The 22125-nt window shown below is 72.2% G+C and carries 19 protein-coding genes and 3 pseudogenes; 10 read left to right on the forward strand and 12 right to left on the reverse strand.

The genetic code is table 11. From position 1 onward, the window contains the following. Positions 1 to 34 precede the first annotated feature (34 nt). The 5 genes from F9278_RS10300 to F9278_RS10320 all read right to left on the reverse strand — a co-directional run bounded on the left by F9278_RS10300 (position 35) and on the right by F9278_RS10320 (position 6589). Positions 35 to 1471: a lysine N(6)-hydroxylase/L-ornithine N(5)-oxygenase family protein gene (locus F9278_RS10300; protein ID WP_152168042.1), complete on the reverse strand. Its 1437-nt coding sequence runs from the start codon at positions 1469 to 1471 to the stop codon at positions 35 to 37. Next, entirely contained in the window at positions 1468 to 2841 is a 1374-nt protein-coding gene (locus F9278_RS10305; protein WP_152168043.1) for a pyridoxal phosphate-dependent decarboxylase family protein, read from the reverse strand. The genes F9278_RS10300 and F9278_RS10305 overlap by 4 nt, the downstream gene beginning before the upstream one ends. A 122-nt stretch (positions 2842 to 2963) precedes the next feature. Beyond that, entirely contained in the window at positions 2964 to 5468 is a 2505-nt protein-coding gene (gene pepN, locus F9278_RS10310) for an aminopeptidase N (protein WP_152168044.1), read from the reverse strand. Between the two features lie 90 nt (positions 5469 to 5558). Continuing rightward, positions 5559 to 6122 carry a response regulator gene (locus F9278_RS10315; protein ID WP_152168045.1) on the reverse strand — a complete coding sequence of 188 codons (564 nt, stop codon included), beginning with the start codon at positions 6120 to 6122 and terminating at the stop codon, positions 5559 to 5561. 71 nt (positions 6123 to 6193) lie between these two features. Then, a complete protein-coding gene (locus F9278_RS10320; RefSeq protein WP_152168046.1) occupies positions 6194 to 6589 on the reverse strand; it encodes a chorismate mutase in 396 nt (131 codons plus the stop codon). Positions 6590 to 6671: 82 nt separating this feature from the next. Here F9278_RS10320 and F9278_RS10325 point away from each other — a divergent pair, with 82 nt between their 5' ends. Beyond that, positions 6672 to 7580 (forward strand): hypothetical protein, encoded by a 909-nt coding sequence (locus F9278_RS10325; RefSeq protein ID WP_152168047.1) that lies wholly within the window; start codon positions 6672 to 6674, stop codon positions 7578 to 7580. Between the two features lie 149 nt (positions 7581 to 7729). On the opposite strand, the gene F9278_RS10330 is transcribed toward F9278_RS10325, so the two are convergent. Together F9278_RS10330 and F9278_RS10335 are read right to left on the reverse strand one after the other, a co-directional pair. Beyond that, on the reverse strand, positions 7730 to 8659 hold the full coding sequence (locus F9278_RS10330) for an SDR family oxidoreductase (RefSeq protein ID WP_226966687.1): 930 nt from the start codon (positions 8657 to 8659) through the stop codon (positions 7730 to 7732). Further along, positions 8656 to 9498, reverse strand: coding sequence for an SDR family oxidoreductase (locus F9278_RS10335; protein WP_226966688.1), 843 nt, complete (start codon positions 9496 to 9498; stop codon positions 8656 to 8658). Before F9278_RS10335 ends, F9278_RS10330 begins: the two co-directional genes overlap by 4 nt. A gap of 66 nt (positions 9499 to 9564) precedes the next feature. Between F9278_RS10335 and F9278_RS10340 the strand changes: the two genes are divergently transcribed. The 4 genes from F9278_RS10340 to F9278_RS10355 are packed head-to-tail and all read left to right on the forward strand — an operon-like array spanning position 9565 to position 13028. Beyond that, positions 9565 to 10368: an enoyl-CoA hydratase family protein gene (locus F9278_RS10340; protein WP_226966689.1), complete on the forward strand. Its 804-nt coding sequence runs from the start codon at positions 9565 to 9567 to the stop codon at positions 10366 to 10368. Further along, positions 10361 to 11209: a CoA transferase subunit A gene (locus F9278_RS10345; RefSeq protein WP_152168048.1), complete on the forward strand. Its 849-nt coding sequence runs from the start codon at positions 10361 to 10363 to the stop codon at positions 11207 to 11209. Before F9278_RS10340 ends, F9278_RS10345 begins: the two co-directional genes overlap by 8 nt. Beyond that, positions 11206 to 11937 (forward strand): CoA-transferase subunit beta, encoded by a 732-nt coding sequence (locus F9278_RS10350; RefSeq protein ID WP_152168049.1) that lies wholly within the window; start codon positions 11206 to 11208, stop codon positions 11935 to 11937. Before F9278_RS10345 ends, F9278_RS10350 begins: the two co-directional genes overlap by 4 nt. 41 nt (positions 11938 to 11978) lie before the next feature. After that, positions 11979 to 13028: an NAD(P)H-dependent flavin oxidoreductase gene (locus tag F9278_RS10355; protein WP_152168050.1), complete on the forward strand. Its 1050-nt coding sequence runs from the start codon at positions 11979 to 11981 to the stop codon at positions 13026 to 13028. An 81-nt stretch (positions 13029 to 13109) separates the two neighbouring features. Here the strand turns inward: F9278_RS10355 and F9278_RS10360 are convergent, their stop codons facing one another. The 3 genes from F9278_RS10360 to F9278_RS10370 are packed head-to-tail and all read right to left on the reverse strand — an operon-like array spanning position 13110 to position 15768. After that, positions 13110 to 14267, reverse strand: coding sequence for an acetyl-CoA C-acetyltransferase (locus tag F9278_RS10360; RefSeq protein WP_152168051.1), 1158 nt, complete (start codon positions 14265 to 14267; stop codon positions 13110 to 13112). A 41-nt stretch (positions 14268 to 14308) separates the two neighbouring features. Then, a complete protein-coding gene (locus tag F9278_RS10365; RefSeq protein WP_152168052.1) occupies positions 14309 to 14965 on the reverse strand; it encodes a TetR/AcrR family transcriptional regulator in 657 nt (218 codons plus the stop codon). 14 nt (positions 14966 to 14979) lie between these two features. After that, positions 14980 to 15768: an SDR family oxidoreductase gene (locus F9278_RS10370; RefSeq protein WP_152168053.1), complete on the reverse strand. Its 789-nt coding sequence runs from the start codon at positions 15766 to 15768 to the stop codon at positions 14980 to 14982. A gap of 113 nt (positions 15769 to 15881) precedes the next feature. On the opposite strand from F9278_RS10370, the gene F9278_RS10375 reads away from it, so the two are divergent. Both F9278_RS10375 and F9278_RS10380 read left to right on the forward strand, forming a co-directional pair. Further along, the gene (locus tag F9278_RS10375) at positions 15882 to 17021 is read left to right on the forward strand and encodes an acyl-CoA dehydrogenase family protein (RefSeq protein ID WP_152168054.1); all 1140 of its coding nucleotides are present in this window, start codon (positions 15882 to 15884) and stop codon (positions 17019 to 17021) included. After that, positions 17021 to 18031 (forward strand): acyl-CoA dehydrogenase family protein, encoded by a 1011-nt coding sequence (locus F9278_RS10380; RefSeq protein ID WP_152168055.1) that lies wholly within the window; start codon positions 17021 to 17023, stop codon positions 18029 to 18031. The genes F9278_RS10375 and F9278_RS10380 overlap by 1 nt, the downstream gene beginning before the upstream one ends. Here the strand turns inward: F9278_RS10380 and F9278_RS10385 are convergent. Then, positions 18006 to 18488 (reverse strand): annotated as a pseudogene (locus tag F9278_RS10385) (ubiquinol-cytochrome c reductase cytochrome b subunit); the annotation flags it as partial. The gene F9278_RS10380 and the pseudogene F9278_RS10385 overlap by 26 nt on opposite strands. Before the next feature lie 195 nt (positions 18489 to 18683). Further along, positions 18684 to 19411, reverse strand: a pseudogene (locus F9278_RS10390) (vWA domain-containing protein). Positions 19412 to 19552: 141 nt separating this feature from the next. Between F9278_RS10390 and F9278_RS10395 the strand changes: the two are divergent. From F9278_RS10395 to F9278_RS10405, 3 genes and pseudogenes are all read left to right on the forward strand, one after another. Then, positions 19553 to 20482, forward strand: coding sequence for a rhomboid family intramembrane serine protease (locus F9278_RS10395; RefSeq protein ID WP_152168056.1), 930 nt, complete (start codon positions 19553 to 19555; stop codon positions 20480 to 20482). A gap of 128 nt (positions 20483 to 20610) precedes the next feature. After that, a pseudogene (locus tag F9278_RS48670) lies at positions 20611 to 21288 on the forward strand (caspase family protein); the annotation flags it as partial. Between the two features lie 334 nt (positions 21289 to 21622). After that, positions 21623 to 22069, forward strand: coding sequence for a hypothetical protein (locus F9278_RS10405; RefSeq protein WP_152168057.1), 447 nt, complete (start codon positions 21623 to 21625; stop codon positions 22067 to 22069). The last annotated feature ends 56 nt before the right edge of the window (positions 22070 to 22125 follow it).

Below are 22125 nucleotides of genomic sequence, written 5' to 3' on the forward strand. Positions count from 1 at the left end.
GTCACCACTCCTGCCCTGCTTCTTTGCTGTTCGATTACCTTACGTCGGCGAGCGGTGTCAGTCGCAGGGCGGACTTCTCCCTGCGCGCGGCCGGGATCTGCGGCCGGGGTTCGAGGCCGAAGGTGGTGAAGGCGGTACGGCCGGGCAGCGGGTAGGGCTCCTTGTCGGTGAGGGTGTTGAGGATGGTGGCGCTGCGCCAGGCGGCGAGGCCCAGGTCGGGGGCGCCGACGCCGTGGGTGTGCAGTTCGGCGTTCTGGACGTAGACATGGCGGCCGGCGGCGGTGACGGACGGGTCGAGGATCATCCGGAACCGGTCGTCGACGCGGGGCCGTTCGCGGCTGTCGCGCCGCATGTACGGGTCGAGGCCGGCGAGGACGCGGTCGAGGGGGCGTTCGTGGTAGCCGGTGGCGAGGACGACGGCGTCGGTGGTGAGGCGGGAGCGGGTGCCCTGTTCGCCGTGTTCGAGGTGGAGTTCGACCTTGGTGGTGGCGAGGCGGCCGGCCGTGCGGACGTGGACGCCGGGGGTGAGGACGGCGTCGGGCCAGCCGCCGTCGAGGGTGCGGCGGTACAGCTCGTCGTGGATGGCGGCGATGGTGTCGGCGCCGATGCCCTTGTGGAGCTGCCACTGCGCGGCGACGAGCCGGTCCCGGGTGGGTTCGGCGAGGGCGTGGAAGTAGCGGGTGTAGTCCGGGGTGAAGTGTTCCAGGCCCAGCTTGGAGTACTCCATGGGCGCGAACGCCTCGGTGCGGCCGAGCCAGTGCAGCCGCTCGCGGCCGGCGGGCCGGTGGCGCAGCAGGTCGAGGAAGATCTCGGCCCCCGACTGTCCGGCACCGATGACGGTGACATGCCCGGCGGCCAGGAGGCGGTCGCGCTCGCCGAGGTAGTCGGCGGCGTGGACGACGGGCACGCCGGCCGCCTCGACGAGCGGCTTGAGGGGTTCGGGGACGTACGGTTCGGTGCCGACGCCGAGCACGATGTTGCGGGCGTAGGTGCGGCCGAGGACCTCGGTCTCCCCGTCGCCGTCCAGATGGGTGTGGTCGACCTCGAAGAGGTCCCGTTCGGGGTTCCAGCGCACCGAGTCGACCTGGTGTCCGAATCTCAGTCCCGGGAGGTTCTCGGCGACCCAGCGGCAGTAGGCGTCGTACTCGGCGCGCTGGATGTGGAACCGCTCGGCGAAGTAGAAGGGGAAGAGCCGGTCGCGGTCCCTGAGGTAGTTCAGGAACGACCAGGGGCTCTTCGGGTCGGCGAGGGTCACCAGGTCGGCCAGGAACGGGACCTGGACCGTGGCGCCCTCGATGAGGAGCCCGGGGTGCCAGTCGAAGCCGGGGCGCTGTTCGTAGAAGACGGCGTCGAGTTCGGCGAGGGGGTGGGCGAGGGCGGCGAGGGAGAGGTTGGCGGGGCCGATGCCGACGCCGACGAGGTCGCGGGGGGCTTCGGGTGCGCGCCGGTCGGGCGCGGGGGGCGTGCTCATCCGGGGGTGTGTCCTTCGGGGAGTGCTGCGAGGTCTACGAGCTTCAGCAGGGCGGTGAGATCGGCCGGGCGGGCGTACGGGTTGAGCAGGGTGACCTTGAGCCACAGACGGCCGTCGAGCACGGCGCGGCCTATGACGGCCCGGCCGTCGTGGAGGAGTCGGCGGCGTACGGCGGCCACGGTGTCGTCCGGGGCTCCGGCGGGCCGGAAGAGGACCGTGCTGAGGGTGGGCCGGTCGTGGAGTTCGAAGCCGGGGTGGGCCTCGACGGCGGTCGCGAACTCCTGGGCGAGGGCGCAGACCTGGTCGACGAGACGGCCGAGTCCGCCGCGGCCCAGGGTGGTGAGGGTGACGGCGATCTTGAGGATGTCGGGCCGCCGGGTGGTCCGCAGGGAACGGCCGAGCAGATCGGGCAGCCCGGCCTCGGTGTCGTCGTCCGCGTTGAGGTAGTCGGCCCGGTGGCCGAGGACGGCGAGGTCATGGGTGTCGCGTACGGCGAGGAGGCCGGCGGCGACCGGCTGCCAGCCGAGTTTGTGCAGGTCCAGGGTGATGGTGTGGGCGCGGGCGAGGCCGTCCAGGCGGGCCCGGTGCCGGTCGCTGAAGAGGAGTCCTCCGCCGTAGGCCGCGTCGATGTGGAGGCGGGCGCCGTGCGCCGCGCACAGGTCGGCGATCTCGGGCAGGGGGTCGATGAGCCCGGCGTCGGTGGTGCCGGCGGTGGCGGCGACCATGAGGGGCCCTTGGAGCTGGGTGAGGGCGTCGTCCAGGGCGGCGGGGTCCAGGACGCCTGCCGGGGTCGGGACGGCGACGGGGTCGGGCAGGCCGAGGAGCCAGGCGGCGCGGGGCAGGGAGTGGTGGGCGTTGGCCCCGTGGACGAGCCTTACCCCTGGGTGTGCCTCGCGGGCCAGCAGGACGGCGAGGTGGTTGGACTCGGTGCCCCCGGTGGTGACCAGCGCGTCGGCGGCACCGGCCGCCTCCGCCAGCGCCCGGGTCACCAGCGCTTCGAGCGCGGAGGCCGCCGGGGCCTGGTCCCAGGAGTCGAGCGACGGGTTCAGCACGGAGACGGCGAGGTCGGCGGCGGCTGCCACGGCCAGGGGCGGGGTGTGCAGATGGGCCGCGCACAGGGGGTCGGCCGGGTCGGCGGTGCCCGCCGCGAGGGCCCGGACCAGCCGCCGCAGCGCCTCCGGGTCGCCCTCGGCGGGCAGCGGCTCCCCGAGCGCGTCCCGCACCCTCGCCGCGACCGCCTCCGGGCCACCGGCCGGGAGGGGCCCGCCCCGCGCCTCGGCCCCCTCCCGCAACGCGTCGAGCACGATGTCGAGCAACGGCCGGAGCGCGGCGGGACCTTGGGGTCCCGAGGCGAGAGGCGGGGCGGTCATGGATTCCTCCGAGCACGGGGAATCCCATCTTGTACGCCGATCGGGTGCCGGACCCGAAAAGGCCGTTGATTACAACCGAAAGAGGGTACGGGGGAACGCCCGCAACGACAGCGCGCCCCGGTCTATCCCTCCCGCACCCGCAACGCCCGCGCCAGGTCGTCCAGCTGATCCACCAGCTTCCGCCGCAGCGCCGGGATCAGCTCACCGTCACGAAGGCACCGCTCCCCCAGCCCCAGCGTCTCGGGATCCACCGCGTACGCCGGGAACGCCCACCGCCCCGCCGCCTCCGCGATCGCCGGCCCGCGCCGAGCGGCCAGCGACGACGCGTCGGCCCAGTACCGCTCCACGTACTCCCCCAGCAGTTCCGCCTGCTCCGGCTGCCAGAACCCCTGGGCCGTCGCGGTGAACAGGTAGTTGGAGAGGTCGTCGCCGGTGAACATGGCCTCCCACGCGGCCCGCTTGGCCTCCGCCTCGGGCAGCGCGGCCCGGCAGCGGGCGGCGCCCTCCTGTCCGCTGGCGCTGGGGTCCCGCTCCAGCTCCGCGGCGATCTCGGCGGCGTCCACCGCGCCGAGCACGGCGAGGCGGCCGAGGACCCGCCAGCGCAGTTCGGGGTCCAGCTCGGGCCCGCCCGGAACCGTGCCGTCGGCGAGCCAGGCGGCGATGGTCTCGGGGTGGGCGGCGACGTCGATGAAGTGACGTACGGCGGTGAGGCGCAGCCCGGGGTTGTCGCCGTCCTCGGTGCGGCGGATGAGGTCGCGGCACAGCGAGCCGAGGGTGGCGAGGCCTGCGGCGCGCTGCTCGGGGGCGAGGAAGCGGTCGGCGACCTGGGTGGTGGCGAAGGCGAGGACGCCCTGCACGACGGCGAGGTCGGTCTCGCGCGGGAGGTGGGTGCGGGCCGCCTCCAGGTAGGCGGTGGGCGGGAGTTCGGCGTCGCGTACGGCGTCGCGCAGGGCGTTCCAGACGACCGCGCGGGTGAGCGGGTCGGGCAGGCCGCTGAGGTGGGCGGTGACGGCGGCGAAGGAGTCGGGGTCGAAGCGGACCTTGGCGTAGGTGAGGTCGCCGTCGTTGAGGAGGAGCAGCGCGGGCCGCTTGCCGATGGGCTGGTCGGTGGTCTGCGGGATGTCGAGTTCGACGCGGTCGCGGAGGGTGAGGTGACCCTGGTCGTCGCCGGGGTCCCGGTCGTAGACACCGACGGCGATGTGGTGGGGGCGGCTGCCGGTGCGGTCGACGGTGAGGGTGTGGGTGCCGTCTGCGGCGCGGGCGACCTTGGGGGTGAGGGTGTCGACGCCGGTGCTGCGCAGCCAGGCGTCGGCCCAGGCGTGGACGTCGCGTTCGGTGGCGCCGGCGAGGTTGTCGATGAAGTCGGCGAGGGTGGCGTTGCCGAAGCGGTGCCGGGTGAAGTGGGCGTTGATGCCGGCGAGGAAGTCCTTCTCGCCGAGCCAGGCGACGAGTTGGCGCAGCGCGGAGGCGCCCTTGGCGTAGGAGATGCCGTCGAAGTTGAGGAGGGCGGCGGCGGTGTCGTCGACGTTCTCGGGGGCGACGGGGTGGGTGGAGGGGCGCTGGTCGGCGTCGTAGCCCCAGGCCTTGCGGGCGATGCCGAAGTCGACCCAGGTGTCCGTGAAGCGGCTGGCCTCGGTGAGGGTCTGGTAGCCCATGTACTCGGCGAACGACTCGTTCAGCCAGATGTCGTCCCACCACTTGAGGGTGACGAGGTCGCCGAACCACATGTGGGCCATCTCGTGGGCGATGACCATGGCGCGGGTCTGGCGTTCGGTGTCGGTGACGGCGGAGCGGTAGACGAACTCGTCGCGGAAGGTGACGAGGCCCGGGTTCTCCATGGCGCCGGCGTTGAACTCGGGGACGAACGCCTGGTCGTAGGAGTCGAAGGGGTACGGCTCCTCGAACTTCTCGTGGTAGCGGTCGTACAGGGCGCGGGTGATGGTGAGGATCTCGTCGGCGTCGGTGTCGAGGTGGGGGGCGAGCGAGCGGCGGCAGTGGATGCCGAAGGGCAGACCGCGGTGCTCGGTGCGCACGGAGTGCCAGGGGCCGGCGGCGACGGCGACGAGGTAGGTGGAGATAAGCGGGGTGGTGGCGGCCCGCCAGGTGCCGTCGTCCTGGGGTGCGGTGACGCCGTTGGCGAGGACGGTCCAGCCCTCGGGGGCGGTGACGGTGAGGTCGAAGACGGCCTTGAGGTCGGGCTGGTCGAAGGCGGCGAAGACGCGTTGCACGTCGTCCATGAAGAGCTGGGTGTAGACGTAGGTCTCGCCGTCGGTGGGGTCGGTGAAGCGGTGCATGCCCTCGCCGGTGCGGGAGTAGCGCATGGCGGCGTCGACGCGCAGTTCGTGGGCGCCCGCCGTGAGGCCCTTGAGCGGGAGACGGTTGCCGTCGAGGGTCTCGGGGTCGAGGGGTTCCCCGTCCAGGGTGACGGAGCGCAGTTCGGCGGGCTTCAGCTCGACGAAGGTGTCCGCGGCCTTCTTCTTCCCCCGTACGGTGAAGCGGATGACGGTACGGGAGTCGAAGGTCTCGTCGCCGCGCGTGAGGTCGAGGGCGATCTCGTAGCGGTGGACGTCGAGGAGCCGAGCACGGGCATGCGCTTCGTCGCGCGTCAGTACGGACATGAGGGACATGCTGCCTGATGCCTTTGGCGCAGGACAGGGGCGGGCCTGGTACGCGACCTTTGTCCGGTCGCGTGCGCCGCCCGTCCGGTCGTATGCGCCCTATGCCCGGTCCGCCGCACGGCCGCCCTGCGCGCTGTCCCGTGTGCTGTCCCGCGTGCTGTCGTGCTGCGCGGGGACGCGCCCCTCGCGGTGGTGGCCGTCGCCGGGGTCGCGGGTGAGTTCCTCGTGCTCCTTGAGGCGGGCGCGCAGGTCGCGGACCTCGCGCTCCAGGGCGTGGGCGCGTTCATGGGCGTCGTAGAGGTAGCGGACCTTGGTGCGCAGGGCCCAGGGGTCGATGGGCTTCATGACGAGGTCGGCGACGCCCAGGCGGAAGGCGGCGGCGGTGAGTTCGGCGTCGGGGCCGAAGCCGGTGAGGAGAATGACGGGGATGTGCTGGGTCTGTTCGACGCCGCGCATGTAGCGGACGACGTCGAGGCCGCTGACGCCGGGCATGCGGACGTCGAGGAGGAGCAGGCCGACCTGGCCGCGGAGGACTTCCTTGAGTGCCGCGTCGCCGCTGGTGGCGCGGGTCAGCCGGTAGCCGAGCGGGGCCAGGGCGCTTTCCAGGGCGTACAGCGTGTCCTCATGGTCGTCGACGATGAGGATCTTGGCTTCCGACGGCATGGCCTCTCACCGCGTGCAGTCGTTTCCTGACGAGGAGTGCTCACGCAGGATGCCCGCTGGAGGGCCCACTGTCACTCCCCCGCGTGCGGTGCCGCGCCGGTCGTGCCGCTCAGGGCGTCGTCCGCGATGCGCTCGTGGTGGCGGATGACCTCCGCGATGATGAAGTTGAGCAGTTTCTCCGCGAACGCCGGGTCCAGCTTGGCGCTTTCGGCGAGTCCGCGCAGCCGGTTGATCTGCTGGGCCTCGCGGCCCGGGTCGGCGGCGGGCAGTTGGTGCGCGGCCTTGAGGTGGCCGACCCGCTGGGTGCACTTGAAGCGTTCGGCGAGCATGTGGACGACGGCGGCGTCGATGTTGTCGATGCTGTCCCGCAGCCGGGTGAGTTCCGCGCGGACGTCCGCGTCGACGGCGCGGACCGCGCCGGCCGGCGTGCTGCCGCTGTTCGCCTCGTTGGTGTTGCTGGTGGTCATGGTCGTCACCCTACGACGCCGCCGTTCGCGGCCCGAACCGGCTTAGAGTGGAACGTATCGAGGCGTCTTTGGGGGTGCGGACGTGGCGAACGGCGGACCTGTCGAGCACGGCTACCCGCACCTGGAGACCGTGCGGGCGTCGATCACCGCGCTGTACAAACGGCTCTCCTACGACACGATCCAGACCTTCGACACCAGTGTGGCCCCCGTCGACGTGGCGTTCTGCGACACCGACGATCTGCATCTCGGCGCCCAGCGGGTGGCCCGGGAGCTGGTGCGGCACTACCGGCTGCCGGACGCCCGGATGATCGTCGGGTTCCGGGAGATGACGCAGGCGGCGAGCGTGGAGCTGGCGGCGGGCCCCGAGTACTTCGTCGAACTCAACGACCGTTTCCGGGACCACCGGCGGGACATCGGGGCGGCTCTCGCGCACGAGGTCATGCATGTCTATCTGCACCGGCTCGGGCTGTCCTTCCCCGGGACCCGTGACAACGAGATCCTCACGGACACGGCGGCGACGTATCTGGGGGCGGGGTGGCTCCTGCTGGACGCGTACCGGGAGGACGGGGCGTCGTCGCAGAAGCTGGGGTATCTGACGCCGGAGGAGTTCGGGTATGTGCTGGCCAAGCGGGCGCAGGTGTTCGGGGAGGACCCGTCGGTGTGGTTCACCAGCGCGCAGGCGTACGCCGCGTACGCGGAGGGCCGGGTGCGGGCGCTGCGGGACGAGCGGCAGCCGCCGCTGACGGCGGCGGGGTGGGCGGGGCGGCGGCGGTACGCGCGGGACCGGCGCCATGCGGGGGACCTGCGGTCGGCTGCGCCGGGGGTGGGGGTGCCGTATGCGTTCACGGCGGAGGGGGGTGGGGGCGGGGGCGGGTCGTTGCGGGTGTCGTTTCCCTGTCCGACGTGTCAGCAGAGGATTCGGGTGCCGGTGCGGGGGCGGGTGCGGGCTCGGTGTGGGTTGTGCCGGACGGTGTTGGAGTGCGACACGTAGGTTTGGGGGCGCGGGAGGGGTGGGTTGGTTCGGTGCGTCGGCGGGTGCGGGCTCGGTGGGGGCTTGTCGCGCGCACGCGCCGGAGCCGCATATCGATACAGCCCCGCGCCCCCAAAAAAGCGGGGCGGCCTTGCTCTGACAGTCCCGATTCATCCGGCGCCGTACACCGGCCCCGGTGTCCTCGCCTGCGGCAGTAGCTTTCGTACGGTCTCTCCCGCCTCCTCCGGGGTTCGGCGTGCGCCCCTGTCCTGCGTCGGGCCCGGGTGCCAGCCCTCCATGACGGTGATACGGCCGGCCTCCGTCTCGAAGACCCTGCCGGTCACGCCCTCGCTCGCGGCGGAGCCCAGCCACACCACCAGCGGGGAGACGTTCTCGGGGGCCATCGCGTCGAAGCCGGTCTCGGGAGCGGTCATGGTCTCGGCGAAGGTGGCCTCGGTCATACGGGTGCGGGCGGCGGGGGCGATGGCGTTGACCTGGACGCCGTAGCGGGCGAGTTCGGCGGCGGCGACGAGGGTGAGGCCGAGGATGCCCGCCTTGGCGGCGCTGTAGTTGCCCTGGCCGAGCGAGCCGAGCAGGCCCGCGCCACTGCTGGTGTTGACGACGCGCGCGGTCGGGGTGCGGCCCGCCTTGGTCTCGGCGCGCCAGTGGGCGGCGGCGTGCCTCAGGGGGAGGAAGTGGCCCTTGAGGTGGACGCGGAGGACGGCGTCCCAGTCGTCCTCGTCGAGGTTGACGAGCATGCGGTCGCGCAGGAAGCCGGCGTTGTTGACGAGGGTGTCGAGGCGGCCGTACGTGTCCAGGGCGGTACGGACGAGGGAGGCGGCGCCGGCGGTCGTGGCGATGTCGCCGCCGTGCGCGACCGCGTCCCCGCCCCCGGCGCGGATCTCCTGGACGACCCGGGCGGCCGGGCTGTCGGGGCCCGGGGTGCCGTCGAGGCCCACACCGAGGTCGTTGACGACCACACGGGCGCCCTCGGCGGCGTACGCGAGCGCGTGCGCCCGTCCCAACCCACGGCCCGCGCCGGTCACGACGACGACGCGCCCCTCGCAGAGCCGGTTTGCGCCCATCGGCGTGGTGCTCATCGCGGTTCTCCTTCGTCTGTCGCGACGGTCGCGTCTGTCGCGTCTGTCGTGTCTGTCGCGTCTGTCGCGTCTGTCGTGTCTGTCGTGTCTGTCGTGTCTGTCGTGTCGGTGTTCGTCGTCGCCGCGTCCAGGAAGGCCGGGCGTTCGCCGCCGCCGTGGACGAGGAGGGAGGCTCCGGTGATGTAGGCGGCGGCGTCGGAGGCGAGGAAGACGGCCGCTTCGCCGATGTCGGCGGGGGTGGCGAGGCGGCCCAGCGGGACGGTGCGGGAGACGGCGGCGACGCCCCGCTCGTCGCCGTAGTGGAGGTGGGCGAGTTCGGTGCGGACCATGCCGAGGACGAGGGTGTTGACGCGTATCTCCGGGGCCCATTCCACGGCCATGGAGCGCGCGAGGTGGTCCAGGCCCGCCTTGGCCGCGCCGTACGCCGCCGAGCCGGGTGAGGGGCGGCTGCCGCTCACACTGCCGATCATGACGATCGCGCCCCGGGCCCGGCGGAGGTGCGCGTGCGCGGCGAGGGAGACGGTCAGCGGGGCGGTGAGGTTGAGTTCGATCACGCGCGCGTGGCGGCGGGCGTCGGTCCCTGCGAGCGGGCGGTAGGGGGTGCCGCCGGCGTTGTTCACGAGGACGTCCACACGGGGCAGCTCGGCGAAGAGGCGGTGGACGGCGTCGGGGTCGCGGACATCGAGCGGCATGAACTCGGCGCCCTTGAGCGGCACTTCGGGCGGGCGGCGGGCGCAGGTCACGACCTCGGCGCCGGCTTCGGCGAAGGCGCGGGCGAGTCCGGCGCCGACACCGCGTGTGCCGCCGGTGACGACGGCGACCTTCCCGTTGAGGCGCATCCGCTGCTACCGTCCCCTCACGAGACATACCTAACAAACGTTAGGTGGAAGGTAGCTGATGCTCCGATGGGTGTCTCCACCTCGTCCCCGGAAAAGGGGATTTCCGTCGTCACGATCGATTTCCCACCGGTGAACGCGCTGCCGGTGCGCGGGTGGTTCGAGCTGGCCGACGCCGTGCGCGGCGCGGGCCGTGATCCCGAGGTGCGGTGTGTGGTGCTGACCGCGGAGGGGCGCGGGTTCAACGCCGGGGTGGACGTCAAGGAGATCCAGGCGGCGGGTCGGAGCGCGCTGCTCGGCGCCAACCACGGCTGCGCGGAGGCCTTCGCCGCCGTGTACGAGTGCGAGGTGCCGGTGGTGGCCGCCGTGCAGGGGTTCTGTCTGGGCGGCGGGATCGGGCTGGTGGGCAACGCGGACGCGATCGTGGCGAGCCAGGACGCGACCTTCGGGCTGCCGGAGCTGGACCGGGGCGCGCTGGGCGCGGCGACGCATCTGGCCCGGCTGGTGCCCCAGCATCTGATGCGCGCGCTGTTCTACACCGCGCGTACGGCGACCGCCGCCGAGCTGCGGGCCCACGGCTCGGTGTGGCGGGTCGTACCGCGTGCCGAACTGCGCGCCGCAGCGCTGGAGTTGGCGCGGGAGATCGCCGCGAAGGACGGCCGGCTGCTGCGGCTGGCCAAGGCCGCCGTCAACGGTATCGACCCCGTCGACGTCCGCCGCAGCTACCGCTTCGAGCAGGGCTTCACCTTCGAGGCGAACCTCAGCGGGGTGGCCGACGAGGTCCGCGACACGTTCGGGACGGGCGGGAAGGGCGGGAAGGCCATGGGGTCCGGGGCGGCGAGGGAGTCCGGGAAGGAGCGCGCGGGTGAGTGACAAGACCATGACGGCCGAGGAGGCCGTGTCGCGGCTGGCGAGCGGCATGACCCTGGGCATCGGCGGCTGGGGCTCGCGCCGCAAGCCGATGGCTCTGGTGAGAGCGCTGCTCCGGTCCGAGGTCACCGATCTCACGGTCGTCTCGTACGGCGGCCCGGACGTGGGCATGCTCGCCGCCGCCGGACGGATCCGGAAACTGGTCGCCGCCTTCGCCACCCTCGACTCCATCCCCCTCGAACCGCACTACCGCGCGGCGCGCGAGCGGGGCGCGTTCGAGCTGATGGAGATCGACGAGGCGATGTTCATGTGGGGGCTGCGGGCCGCCGCGCACCGGCTGCCGTTCCTGCCGGTACGGGCGGGCATCGGCTCGGACGTGATGCGGGTCAACCCGGGCCTGCGGACCGTCACCTCGCCGTACGACGACGGGGAGACCTTCGTCGCCATGCCCGCGCTACGGCTGGACGCCGCGTTCGTGCACGTCAACCGGGCCGACCGGCAGGGCAACGGCCAGTATCTGGGCCCGGACCCGTACTTCGACGACCTGTTCTGCGAGGCGGCCGACACGGCGTACGTGTCGTGCGAACGGCTGGTGGACACGGCCGAGTTGACGAAGGAGGGGCCGCCGCAGTCGCTGCTGGTCGGCCGCCATGTGGTGACGGGCGTGATCAAGGCACCGAACGGCGCGCACTTCACGTCGTGCGCCCCCGACTACAGCCGGGACGAGGCCTTCCAGAAGTCGTACGCGGGCACGCCGTGGGAGGAGTTCGCCGAGCGGTTCCTCTCCGGCGACGAACAGTCGTACCGGTCGGCCGTGCGGGCGTGGCACAAGGAGGGCTCATGAGCGGAGCGACCCGTGCCGAGTACTGCGTGATCGCCTGCGCCGAGGCCTGGCGCGGTGCCGGGGAGATCCTCGCCAGCCCGATGGGGCTCGTCCCGTCGCTGGGCGCGCGCCTCGCCAAACGCACCTTCGCGCCGGAGCTGCTGCTGACCGACGGCGAGGCGCTGCTCGTCGGTCTCGACGGCACCGTGGAGGGCTGGCTGCCCTACCGGCGGCATCTGGCCCTGGTCACCGGCGGCCGACGGCACGTGATGATGGGCGCGAGCCAGCTCGACCGGTACGGCAACCAGAACATCTCCTGCGTCGGCGACTGGGCGAAACCGCGGCGGCAGCTGCTCGGGGTGCGGGGTGCCCCGGTCAACACCCTGAACAATCCGACCAGTTACTGGGTGCCGAGGCACTCCCGGCGGGTCTTCGTCGAGCGGGTCGACATGGTGTGCGGGGTCGGCTACGACCGGGTGGCCGAGCATCCGGCCGCCGCCCGCTTCCACCACCTCCCCCGGGTCGTGTCCGACCTCGGTGTGTTCGACTTCGAGACGCCCGACCGCACGATGCGGCTGGCCTCGCTGCACCCGGGCGTCACGGTCGAGCAGGTCGGGGAGGCCACCGGCTTCGCCCTCGCCGTCCCGGACGAGGTGCCGTACACCCGGGAGCCGACCGGGGCCGAGCTGCGGCTGATCCGCGAGGTGATCGATCCGGAGAACACCCGCGCGCGCGAAGTCCAGGGCTGACAGGAGCGGACACGACCGGCGGACAAGAAAGTGAGTGACTGATGCAGACCGCTCTCACCCGGCTCGTCGGTGTCCGCCATCCGATCGTGCAGACCGGCATGGGCTGGGTGGCCGGCCCCCGGCTTGTCTCCGCCACGGCGAACGCGGGCGCGCTCGGCATCCTGGCCTCCGCGACGATGACTCCGCAGCAACTCCGGGACGCCGTAAGGGAGGTGCGGTCCCGTACGGACGGCGCGCCCTTCGGGGTGAATCTGCGGGCCGACGCGGGGGACGCCCGGGAGCGGGTGCGGATCATCGTCGAGGAGGGCGTCCGGGTGGCGTCGTTCGCGCTGGCGCCGTCCAGGGAACTGATCGCCGAACTCAAGGACGCGGGCGTGGTCGTGATCCCGTCCGTCGGTGCCCGGCGGCACGCCGAGAAGGTGGCGGCCTGGGGTGCGGACGCGGTGGTCGTGCAGGGCGGCGAGGGCGGCGGGCACACCGGGGAGGTGGCGACGACCGTGCTGCTGCCGCAGGTCGTGGATGCCGTCGACATCCCCGTCGTCGCCGCCGGTGGCTTCCACGACGGGCGCGGGCTGGTGGCGGCGCTGGCGTTCGGGGCGGCCGGGGTGGCGATGGGCACCCGGTTCCTGCTCACCTCGGACTCGACGGTGCCCGACGCGGTGAAGGCCCGCTATCTGGCGGCCACGGTCAAGGAGGTCACCGTCACCAGGGCCGTGGACGGGCTGCCGCACCGGATGCTCCGCACGGAGTTCGTGAGCGCGCTGGAGGCGTCCGGCCGGGCGCGCGCCCTGCTGCACGCCGTGCGCCACGCAGCCGGCTTCCGGCGGCTGTCGGGGCTCACCTGGCGCCGGATGGTCCACGACGGCCTCGCGCTACGGCACGGCAAGGACCTCACCTGGAGTCAGGTCCTGCTCGCCGCCAACACGCCCATGCTGCTGAGGTCCGCGATGGTGGACGGCCGTACGGACCTCGGGGTGATGGCGGCCGGGCAGGTCGCCGGGGTGATCGACGACCTGCCGTCGTGCGCGGAGCTGGTGGAACGGATCATGAAGGAGGCGGACGACGTGCGCGAGCGTCTCGGCGGCGCCTGAGGCTCAGCGCCCGCCGACCGTCACCGCCGCCCGGTGGCCGTCACCGCCGCCCGGCCGACCGTCACAGCCGCTCGATGATCGTCACAGCCGCTCGATGATCGTCACATTGGCCTGTCCGCCGCCCTCGCACATCGTCTGGAGCCCGTACCGGCCGCCCGTGCGCTCCAGTTCGTGCAGGAGGGTCGTCATGAGCTTGGCGCCGGTCGCGCCCAGCGGGTGCCCGAGGGCGATCGCGCCGCCGTTGACGTTGACCTTCTCCGGGTCGGCGCCCGTCTCCTTCAGCCAGGCCAGGACGACCGGCGCGAAGGCCTCGTTGATCTCGACGAGGTCGATCGCGTCGAGGGTGAGGCCGGTCCTCTTGAGGGCGTACGCGGTCGCCGGTATCGGCGCGGTGAGCATCCGGATGGGGTCCTCGCCGCGTACGGAGAGGTGGTGCACGCGGGCGCGCGGAGTCAGCCCGTGCTCCCGTACCGCCCGCTCGGAGGCGAGCAGGAGCGCGGCGGCGCCGTCGGAGACCTGGGAGGAGCAGGCGGCGGTGACGGTGCCGCCGTCGATGACCGGCTTCAGGGCGGCCATCTTCTCCAGGGAGGTGTCCCGGCGCGGCCCCTCGTCGACGGTGACGTCCCCGTACGGCACGGTCTCGCGCGCGAAGCGGCCCTCGTCTACGGCCCGTACCGCCCGCCGGTGGGAGCGCAGCGCGTACTCCTCCTGGTCGCCGCGGCCGATGCCCCACTTGGCGGCGATCATCTCGGCGCCGGCGAACTGGTTCACCGGCCGGTCCCCGTACCGTGCCCGCCAGCCCTCGCTGCCCGCGAACGGGCCCTCGGTGAGGCCCAGCGGCACGGCGGCCTGGCGGGAGGCGAAGGCGATCGGGATCATCGTCATGTTCTGGACGCCGCCCGCGACCACCAGGTCCTGGGTGCCGGAGAGGACGGCCTGGGCGGCGAAGTGCACGGCCTGCTGCGAGGAGCCGCACTGCCGGTCGACGGTCGTGCCCGGTACCTCCTCGGGCAGCCCGGCGGCCAGCCAGCTGGTCCGGGCGATGTCACCGGCCTGCGGTCCGACGGTGTCCAGGCAGCCGAAGACGACGTCCTCCACGGCTGCGGGGTCCACGCCCGCGCGCGCGACCAGCGCTTTGAGGGCGTGCGCGCCGAGGTCGGCCGGATGGACCCGGCCGAGCCCTCCCCCGCGCCGCCCGACAGGCGTACGGACCGCTTCGACGATATAGGCCTCGGCCATGGCAACTCCCCTGACGTCAAAGGTGCTTCATGTGCGGCTCTTCATGTGCGGCTCCGCGTGTGCGGCTCCGCGTGTGCCTGCTGCTCGTCCCGTACGGCGATCCCGTCCAGGACCATCGACAGGTACTGCCGGGCGATCTCCTCCGGGCTGTACCGTCCGTTCGGCCGATACCAGGAGGCGGCGACCCAGACGGTGTCGCGCACGAACCGGTAGGTGACCCTCGTGTCGAGGTCGGCCCGGAACTCCTTGACGGCGACCCCGCGTTCCAGCGTGGACAGCCATGCCTTCTCGAACTTGGTCTGGGACGCGTCGAGGAACAGGAACCGGTCCTGCGCCACGAGCTGCTTGGCCTCGTTCTGGTAGATCTCGACGGCGGGGCGGTGCCGGTCGATGGCCCGGAACGACTCGACGACCAGTGCCTCGAAGGTCACCCGGGGGCTCAGCCCGGCGTCCAGGACGGCGTCGTAGGCCTCCCAGAGCTCGTCGAGGAAGGTCCGCAGGATCTCCTCCAGCATCGCGTCCTTGGACTCGAAGTAGTAGTAGAGGCTGCCCGCGAGCATGCCCGCATCGTCCGCGATCCTGCGGACGGTCGTGGCGGTGTACCCCACGGCGGCGAAGACGTTGGCGGCCTTGTCGAGGAGTTCACGGCGACGGGCGGGCGCGGCGACGGGCGCCAGGGGCTTCTTCTTGGTGGGCACGCTGTTCGTTGTCCTTACGGGTGCTGGTTGCTGACGGAGACGATCTCACCCGTCATGTACGAGGAGTAGCCGGAGGCCAGGAAGACGATCACATTGGCCACCTCCCAGGGTTCGGCGTGCCGCCCGAAGGCCTCCCGCGCGGTCAGTTCCTCCAGCAGCTCCGGGGTGGTGACCTTCACGAGGTGCGGGTGCAGGGCGAGGCTCGGCGACACGGCGTTGACCCGGACCCCGTACTCGGCCGCCTCCACGGCCGCGCACCTGGTCAGCGCCATCACGCCCGCCTTCGCCGCAGCGTAGTGCGCCTGGCCGGCCTGGGCGCGCCAGCCGACGACGGAGGCGTTGTTGACGATCACCCCGCCGCCGCTCTCCCGCATCAGCCGCAGAGCCGCCCGGGTGCACCGGAACGTGCCGTTCAGGGTCACGTCCAGCACCTTGGACCACTGCTCGTCGGTCATGTCGACGACGTGCGAAGTGCCGCCCAGACCCGCGTTGTTGACGACGATGTCGAGCCGCCCGTGCAGCCGGCCCGCCGCCTCGAACAGCGCCCGTACCTGATCCTCGTCGGTGACGTCGCACGGCACCGCCCGCACGGACTCCGCCCCGAACTCCTCGGCCAGCTCGGTCCTGCACTCCTTGAGTCGGCGCGTGTGGGCGTCGCTGATCAGGACGCGCGCGCCCTCCTCCAGGAAGCGTCGCGCGGTCGCTCCGCCGATGCCCGCGCCGGCCGCCGCGGTGATGACGGCGGTGCGGCCGGTGAGGAGGCCATGGGCGGGGAGGTACGCCGGAGTCTCGACGTTGCTCATGCGGGCACGCTAACCTACCAAACACTTGTTAGGGAAGGTCTAACGTTTGGCAGGCGTCGACCAAACGTTTGTCAGCCCTCCCAAACGTTTGTCAGGCGAAAGAGGGACCCCCCATGGACCTCACCCATTCCCCCTCCGACGAGGCCTTCCGCGCCGAGGCCCGCGCCTGGCTGCGCGCCCATGTCCCGTCCGAGCGGCTCCCCTCCCTGGAGACGGAGGAGGGCTTCGCCGCCCACCGCGTCTGGGAGGCGGAACTGGCCGCCGACCGCTGGTCGGTGGTGAACTGGCCGGCCGAGTACGGCGGCCGGGACGCGGACCTGTGGCGTTGGCTGGTCTTCGAGGAGGAGTACTACGCGGCGGGCGCCCCGGGCCGGGTCGTCCAGAACGGTGTCAGCCTCCTCGCGCCCACCCTCTTCGACCACGGCACGCGGGAGCAACGGGCGCGGGTGCTGCCCCCGATGGCCTCCGGCGAGGTGGTCTGGGCCCAGGCCTGGTCGGAGCCGGAGGCCGGGTCCGACCTCGCCGCGCTCACCTCCAGGGCGGTGCGCACGGCCGGGGGCTGGCTGCTGTCCGGTCAGAAGACCTGGTCGTCACGGGCGGCCTTCGCGGACCGGGCGTTCGGCCTGTTCCGCAGCGAGCCGGGCACCCCGAAGCCGCACCAGGGCCTCACCTACCTGATGTTCGACCTGCGCGCGCCAGGGGTGACGGTCCGTCCGATCGGCCGCCTCGACGGCAGGCCCGCCTTCGCCGAACTCTTCCTCGACGAGGTGTTCGTCCCGGACGAGGACGTCATCGGCGAGCCCGGCCGGGGCTGGCGGATCGCCATGTCCGCCACCGGCAGCGAACGCGGCCTGATGCTCCGCTCCCCGGGCCGCTTCCTGGCCTCCGCGGACCGGCTGCTCGCCCTGTGGCACGCCCAGGGCAGCCCGGCCTCCGCACACGACCGGGTGGCCGACGCGCTGATCGGCGCCCGCGCCTACCAGCTCTTCACCCACGCCGCCGCCTCCCGGCTGATGGAGGGCGCACCGGCCGGCCCCGAGTCCAGCCTCAACAAGGTCTTCTGGTCCGAGTACGACATCGCCCTGCACGAAACGGCGCTCGAACTGCTCGGCGAGGAGGGCGGGGCGGCGGACACCGACTGGTCCGAGGGCTATGTCTTCTCCCTGGCGGGCCCGATCTACGCGGGCACCAACGAGATCCAGCGCGACATCATCGCCGAGCGCCTCCTCGGCCTGCCGAAGGGCCGCCGCTGATGCGCTTCCTCCTGGACACCGAGCAGCGGGCGTTCGCCGGGTCGCTGGACGCCATGCTGACGGCCGCCGACACCCCGTCCGTCGTACGGGCCTGGGGGCGCGGGGAGCATGGGCCGGGGCGCGCGTTGTGGTCGCGTCTGGCCAAGGCCGGCGTCTTCGCGCTGGCGGCGCCGGAGACGTACGACGGGGTCGGCCCGCTCCCCGTCGAACTGGCCGTCGCCTTCGTGGAGTTGGGGCGGCACGCGGTGCCGGGCCCGCTCGTGGAGACGGTGACGGCGGCGGTGCTGCTGGCCGGCCTGGAGGACCCGGGCCCGGCCGAGCGGCTGCTTCCGGCGCTGGTGTCGGGGGAGGCCATGGCCACGGTGGCCCCCGGGCCGGGGTCGTACGCGCTGGACGGCGACGCGGCGACGACCCGTCTCTCGCTCGATCCGGACACGGGCGGACTGCGCCTCTCCCCCGGCCACGGCCCGGTCCGCCCCTCCCTGGACCCGGCCCGCCGCCCGACCCCGCTCTCCCCCGGCGGCGAACTCCTCGCCACACACCCGCCCGCCCTCGCCCACGCCCTCGTCTGGGCCCGCCTCGCGGTCGCCGCGCAGGCCCTCGGCCTCGGACTCGCGCTCCTGGACCGGACGGTGGCGTACGTCGGGCAGCGCACCCAGTTCGGGGTGCCCATCGGCTCGTTCCAGGCGGTGAAGCACCGGCTGGCGGACGCCAAGGTGGCCCTGGAGTTCGCGCGCCCCCTGGTGTTCGGGGCGGCGGTCACGCTGGACCCGGCGGATGTGGCGGCGGCCAAGGTGACGGCGTGCGAGGCGGCGTACGCGACGGCGCGCACGGCGCTCCAACTGCACGGCGCGATCGGCTACACGGCGGAGTACGACCTGTCGCTCTGGCTGACCAAGGCCACCGCGCTGCGGACGGTGTGGGGCAGCCCCGGTGAGTGCCGCGGCACGGTGCTCGCCGCCGCCGCGCGCCGGAGCGCGGCCCTCAATGCCGATGACCGCCGCCGGTGATCTCCCGGTACTCCTCGACCGTCGGCTTGGGGATCCGCGTCCCGGGCCCGAACATGGCGCGGGCGAGCCGCGCCCGTACCCGGTCGACGGGCCCGACCCGCCGCCGCACCCCGTTCGCGTCGACGACCGGCCCGATCTCGTACGGCGGTTCCTGCTCGTGCCGGGTCAGCGTGAACAACTGCGCCTGGGTGAGCGGCTCGTGGACCTCGACGTACTCGCCGTGCGGAAGCCGTTCGACGATGCCGGTCTCGCGGCCGTGCAGCACCTTGTCGCGGTCGCGGCGTTGCAGGCCCGGACAGATCCGCCTGGTGACGACGAAGGCGAGGACGGGCACCACGAAGAAGCCGACGCGGACGAACCAGGTGATGGCGTTGTTGGAGAGATGGAGATGGGTGGCGACGATGTCGTTGCCGCCGCCGATCAGCAGGACGCCGTAGAGGCTGAGCCAGGCGACGCCCATCTCGCCGAGCATGAAGGACCAGTGGTCCGGGGAACACCTTGCGCAGATTGGCCTTGGCGATCCCGTGCGGCCCGAGCCGCCCGTCGGGCCAGTCCGCGACCCGCTCCCCACCCACGCGAAGCCCTCCCCTCGGCCTCCCTCAGAGTGGCACGCACACCCGGTGATGCAAATGGGGCCCACTCCCCACTTCTTTCACCGGGGCGGCGGAACAATCCCTTCCGCCCGAGCCGCCCGCAGCCACAGCGGGAACTCGCCCAGCAGCCGGTCGTACAACTCCCCGTCGGACACGGCCCTCGGATCCGAACCGGCGTGAAAGAACCCGGCGTTGTCGACGACCCGCTTCCCCGGCACGGCCAACTCGTCGAGCCTGCGCAGGAAGTCGAACTGCTTGCCGTGCGGGTCGCCGAAGCCGATGAACTGCCAGAAGAGGGGAGGTGGGCCGCCTTGCACATGTACCGCTCGGCGGCGAGTCTGCTGGTCGGACCGCCGTCCGTCTGGAACACCACGAACGCCGGGTCCTCGGCACCGCAGTCGAGGTAGTGGTCGATGACGGCGTCCATCGCCAGGTGGTAGTTGGTCTGCCCCATGTGCCCCAGCCCGCCGACGATCCGCCCGATCCGGCCGTGGTGATCGGCGAGCCCGATCTCCGTGACCGCGTCGATCCCGGTGGAGAAGAAGACGACCGGCACGCTCCCGTCGTCGTCGAGCTGTGCCGACAGCCCGAGCACACGATCGGCGAGAGCCTGCACACTGCCGTCCTTGTAGTACGGACGCATGGAACCGCTGTGGTCGACCACGAGATAGACAGCGGCCCGCTGCCCCTTCAACCCGTGCTTGTCGAGAGAGACCCCGGCGGCCTTGTACAGGTCCACCAACGCGGGGGCGGTCTCCCGCACCTTGCTGAGACTGATCGCGGACATGGGGCCTCCTGACACCGAAGCGCGACGGAGCTCCCGAGGCTAGGGCACTCCCCCTCCCCGCCCACTCCCCCTCGTTCGCTATTTTGTTCGCCGCCGTCCTCACCGGCTCGTCATCAGCCCCGCACCCACAAGGAGCCGGCCGTGGAACCCGAGTCCCCGTCGTCGCCCGAGCCCGCCGTCACCACCTGCTATCGCCACCCGAAAGTGGAGTCGTACGTCCGCTGCACCCGCTGCGAGCGGTTCATCTGCCCGGACTGCATGCGGGACGCGGCCGTGGGCCACCAGTGCCCGGAGTGCGTGAAGGAGGGCGCGAGAACGATCCGCCAGGCCCGCACGGCCTTCGGCGGCCGGATCTCCACGGTCCCCCTGGTGACGTACGTCCTCATCGGCCTGAACGTCGTCGCCTACGTCGCCGAACTCCTCCGCCCGTCCATCGTGGACGACTTCGCCATGCTGGGCCGCGGCCTGCTCGGCCCGGACGGCCTCCACTACATCTGGCAGAGCAACCACCCGTCCGACTTCCGGCTCGAAGGCGTGATCGACGGCGAGTGGTACCGCCTGATCACCGGCGCCTTCCTCCATCTCCCGCCCACCGGGGGCACGTTCGGCATCCTCCACATCGTGATGAACATGGTCACGCTGTGGAACGTGGGCCGTGTGGTGGAGGCCCAACTCGGCCGCGCCCGCTACCTGACCCTGTACCTGCTCTCCGCCCTCGGCGGCTCCGTACTCGTCCTCCTCCTCGACCCGGACGGCAACACGGTCGGCGCCTCCGGCGCGATCTTCGGCGTCTGCACGGCGTACTACGTCCTGGCCCGCCGCCTCGGCGCCGACCCCGCCGGCATCAACCGCTTCATGGCGGGCCTGCTGGTGTGGCTGATCATCTCGGCGGTCGTCACGTCCTGGCAGGGCCACCTCGGAGGCCTGCTGACGGGCGGACTCGTGGCCCTCGGCTTCGCCTACGCACCCCGGGACCGACGACGGGCCCTGGCACAGGCGGGGGCGTGCGTCGCGGTGCTCGCGCTGTTGGTGGTGCTGGCGGTGGCGGGGGTCGTGGCGATGACGGGCTAGGGCCCAGGGGGGCATCGGCCCGCGCCCCTTTCGGTGTGGTGCTCAACGTACGCCGCAGGCCGGACACTTCTGGAATCATGTCGGTGATCGGCACGTCGGCGAGGGAGTTACGGGTGGGGTCCGCAGGCATGGTGCAGGGTGAACACCAAGGGCTGCGGCGGGCGCTGCTGATCGGAGTGACCTCGACACCGTTCCTCGCCAAGGATCCGGAGCTCCATGCGAGGTTCGCCCCGCTGCCCTGCGCCGAGAAGGACGTCTCGCTCGTGACGGGGGCCCTGGAGCTGTCGGGCTACACCGTCAAGGAGCACCATGTCGGCCAGGTCTCCGAACTCGAACTGGGGAAGAACGGGCTCAGGGGCGAGCTGCGCCGCTTCTTCGCCTCCTGCGAGCCGGGAGACACCGCCTTCGTCTACATCTCCTGCCATGGGGTGACGCTGGGCGAGAACGACTATCTGCTGGCCGCCGACGCGCAGCCCGGCGATCCCCGCTCCGACGGCACCGCCACCCTGCTGAAGGACTCGCTGCTCGCCGCCGACCCCGTGGGCCTGCAGCTGGGCGGTCTGCCCAAGGGAGTGACGGTCGTCGTCTGTCTGGACGCCTGCCGGGAGGCGGAACTGCCGCAGAACGACGACTCGTCCGGAGTCCGGGTACCCGCCCAGGACGTCGTGTGGCTGTACAGCTGCGGAGCGGGGCAGCGCGCGTACGCCGATCCGGAACACGGTAGTTGGTTCGCCCAGGCGCTGGCGCGGGCGCTCGCACCCGAGACACCGCCGACCACGTTCGGCGAGATCATGCGCTACACCGAGCAGGAGATGCGCAGGCTCGCCGCGGACGAGCCGGTGGAACCACCGACGGTCAAGCATCTCGCACAGTTCAAACAGCCCGTGGACGCGCTCGAACTGTGCAAGGGGTACAAGGAGCCGCTCCCCTGGACCACGATGGTCACGGACTCCGCCCTGTGGGAGACCACCTCGGGCGGCGAAGCGGTCCACGACCGGGTCAAGACGGGTCTTGTGGACCTCGCTGAGTACGTGGGCCGCAACGTCGCACAGTCCAGGGCCCACCGGGCCGCCCCGACGGGGTCGAGGACGGCTGTGGCGCACGGATCACCATCGCCTCCTGGACAAAGGGTGCGACGCCATGACGTACACCCGCGCCGAACTCGACGAGGCCGAACTCCGTCTGGAGCAGATGACCCGTCCGGAGCAGCAGTTGTCGGCCGCGCTCCAACAGGCCGAGGGCTACCGCAACTTCGTGGCCTCGCTCACCGGTCTCCTCACGGCCGTCTTCGTGCTCAAGGGACAGGAGGACCTGAGCAAGCTCCATGGTTGTCCGCGCTGGACCGTGATCTCGCTCCTGGCCGGGGGATTCGTCGCCCTGATCGTGTCCTCCTGGCTCACCGTGCTCGCCGCCCACGGGCGCCCGGGAGCCGACTTCTACGGAGAGCCCACCCGGCTGCTCGACTACGAGAACAAGCGGCCCGGAGAGATCTGGAGGCTGATCGAGTGGGCCAGGTGGCTCGCCGTGCTCGGCATCCTCGCCGTCGCCGCCGCCGTCATCGTCACCTGGATCACCCCCGCCAAGTAGACCCACCGCCCCCGCACACGCGACGACGCCCGCCCAGTAGTCCGGTCGGGGACTGG

The organism is Streptomyces phaeolivaceus (assembly GCF_009184865.1).
GTDB lineage: Bacteria > Actinomycetota > Actinomycetes > Streptomycetales > Streptomycetaceae > Streptomyces > Streptomyces phaeolivaceus.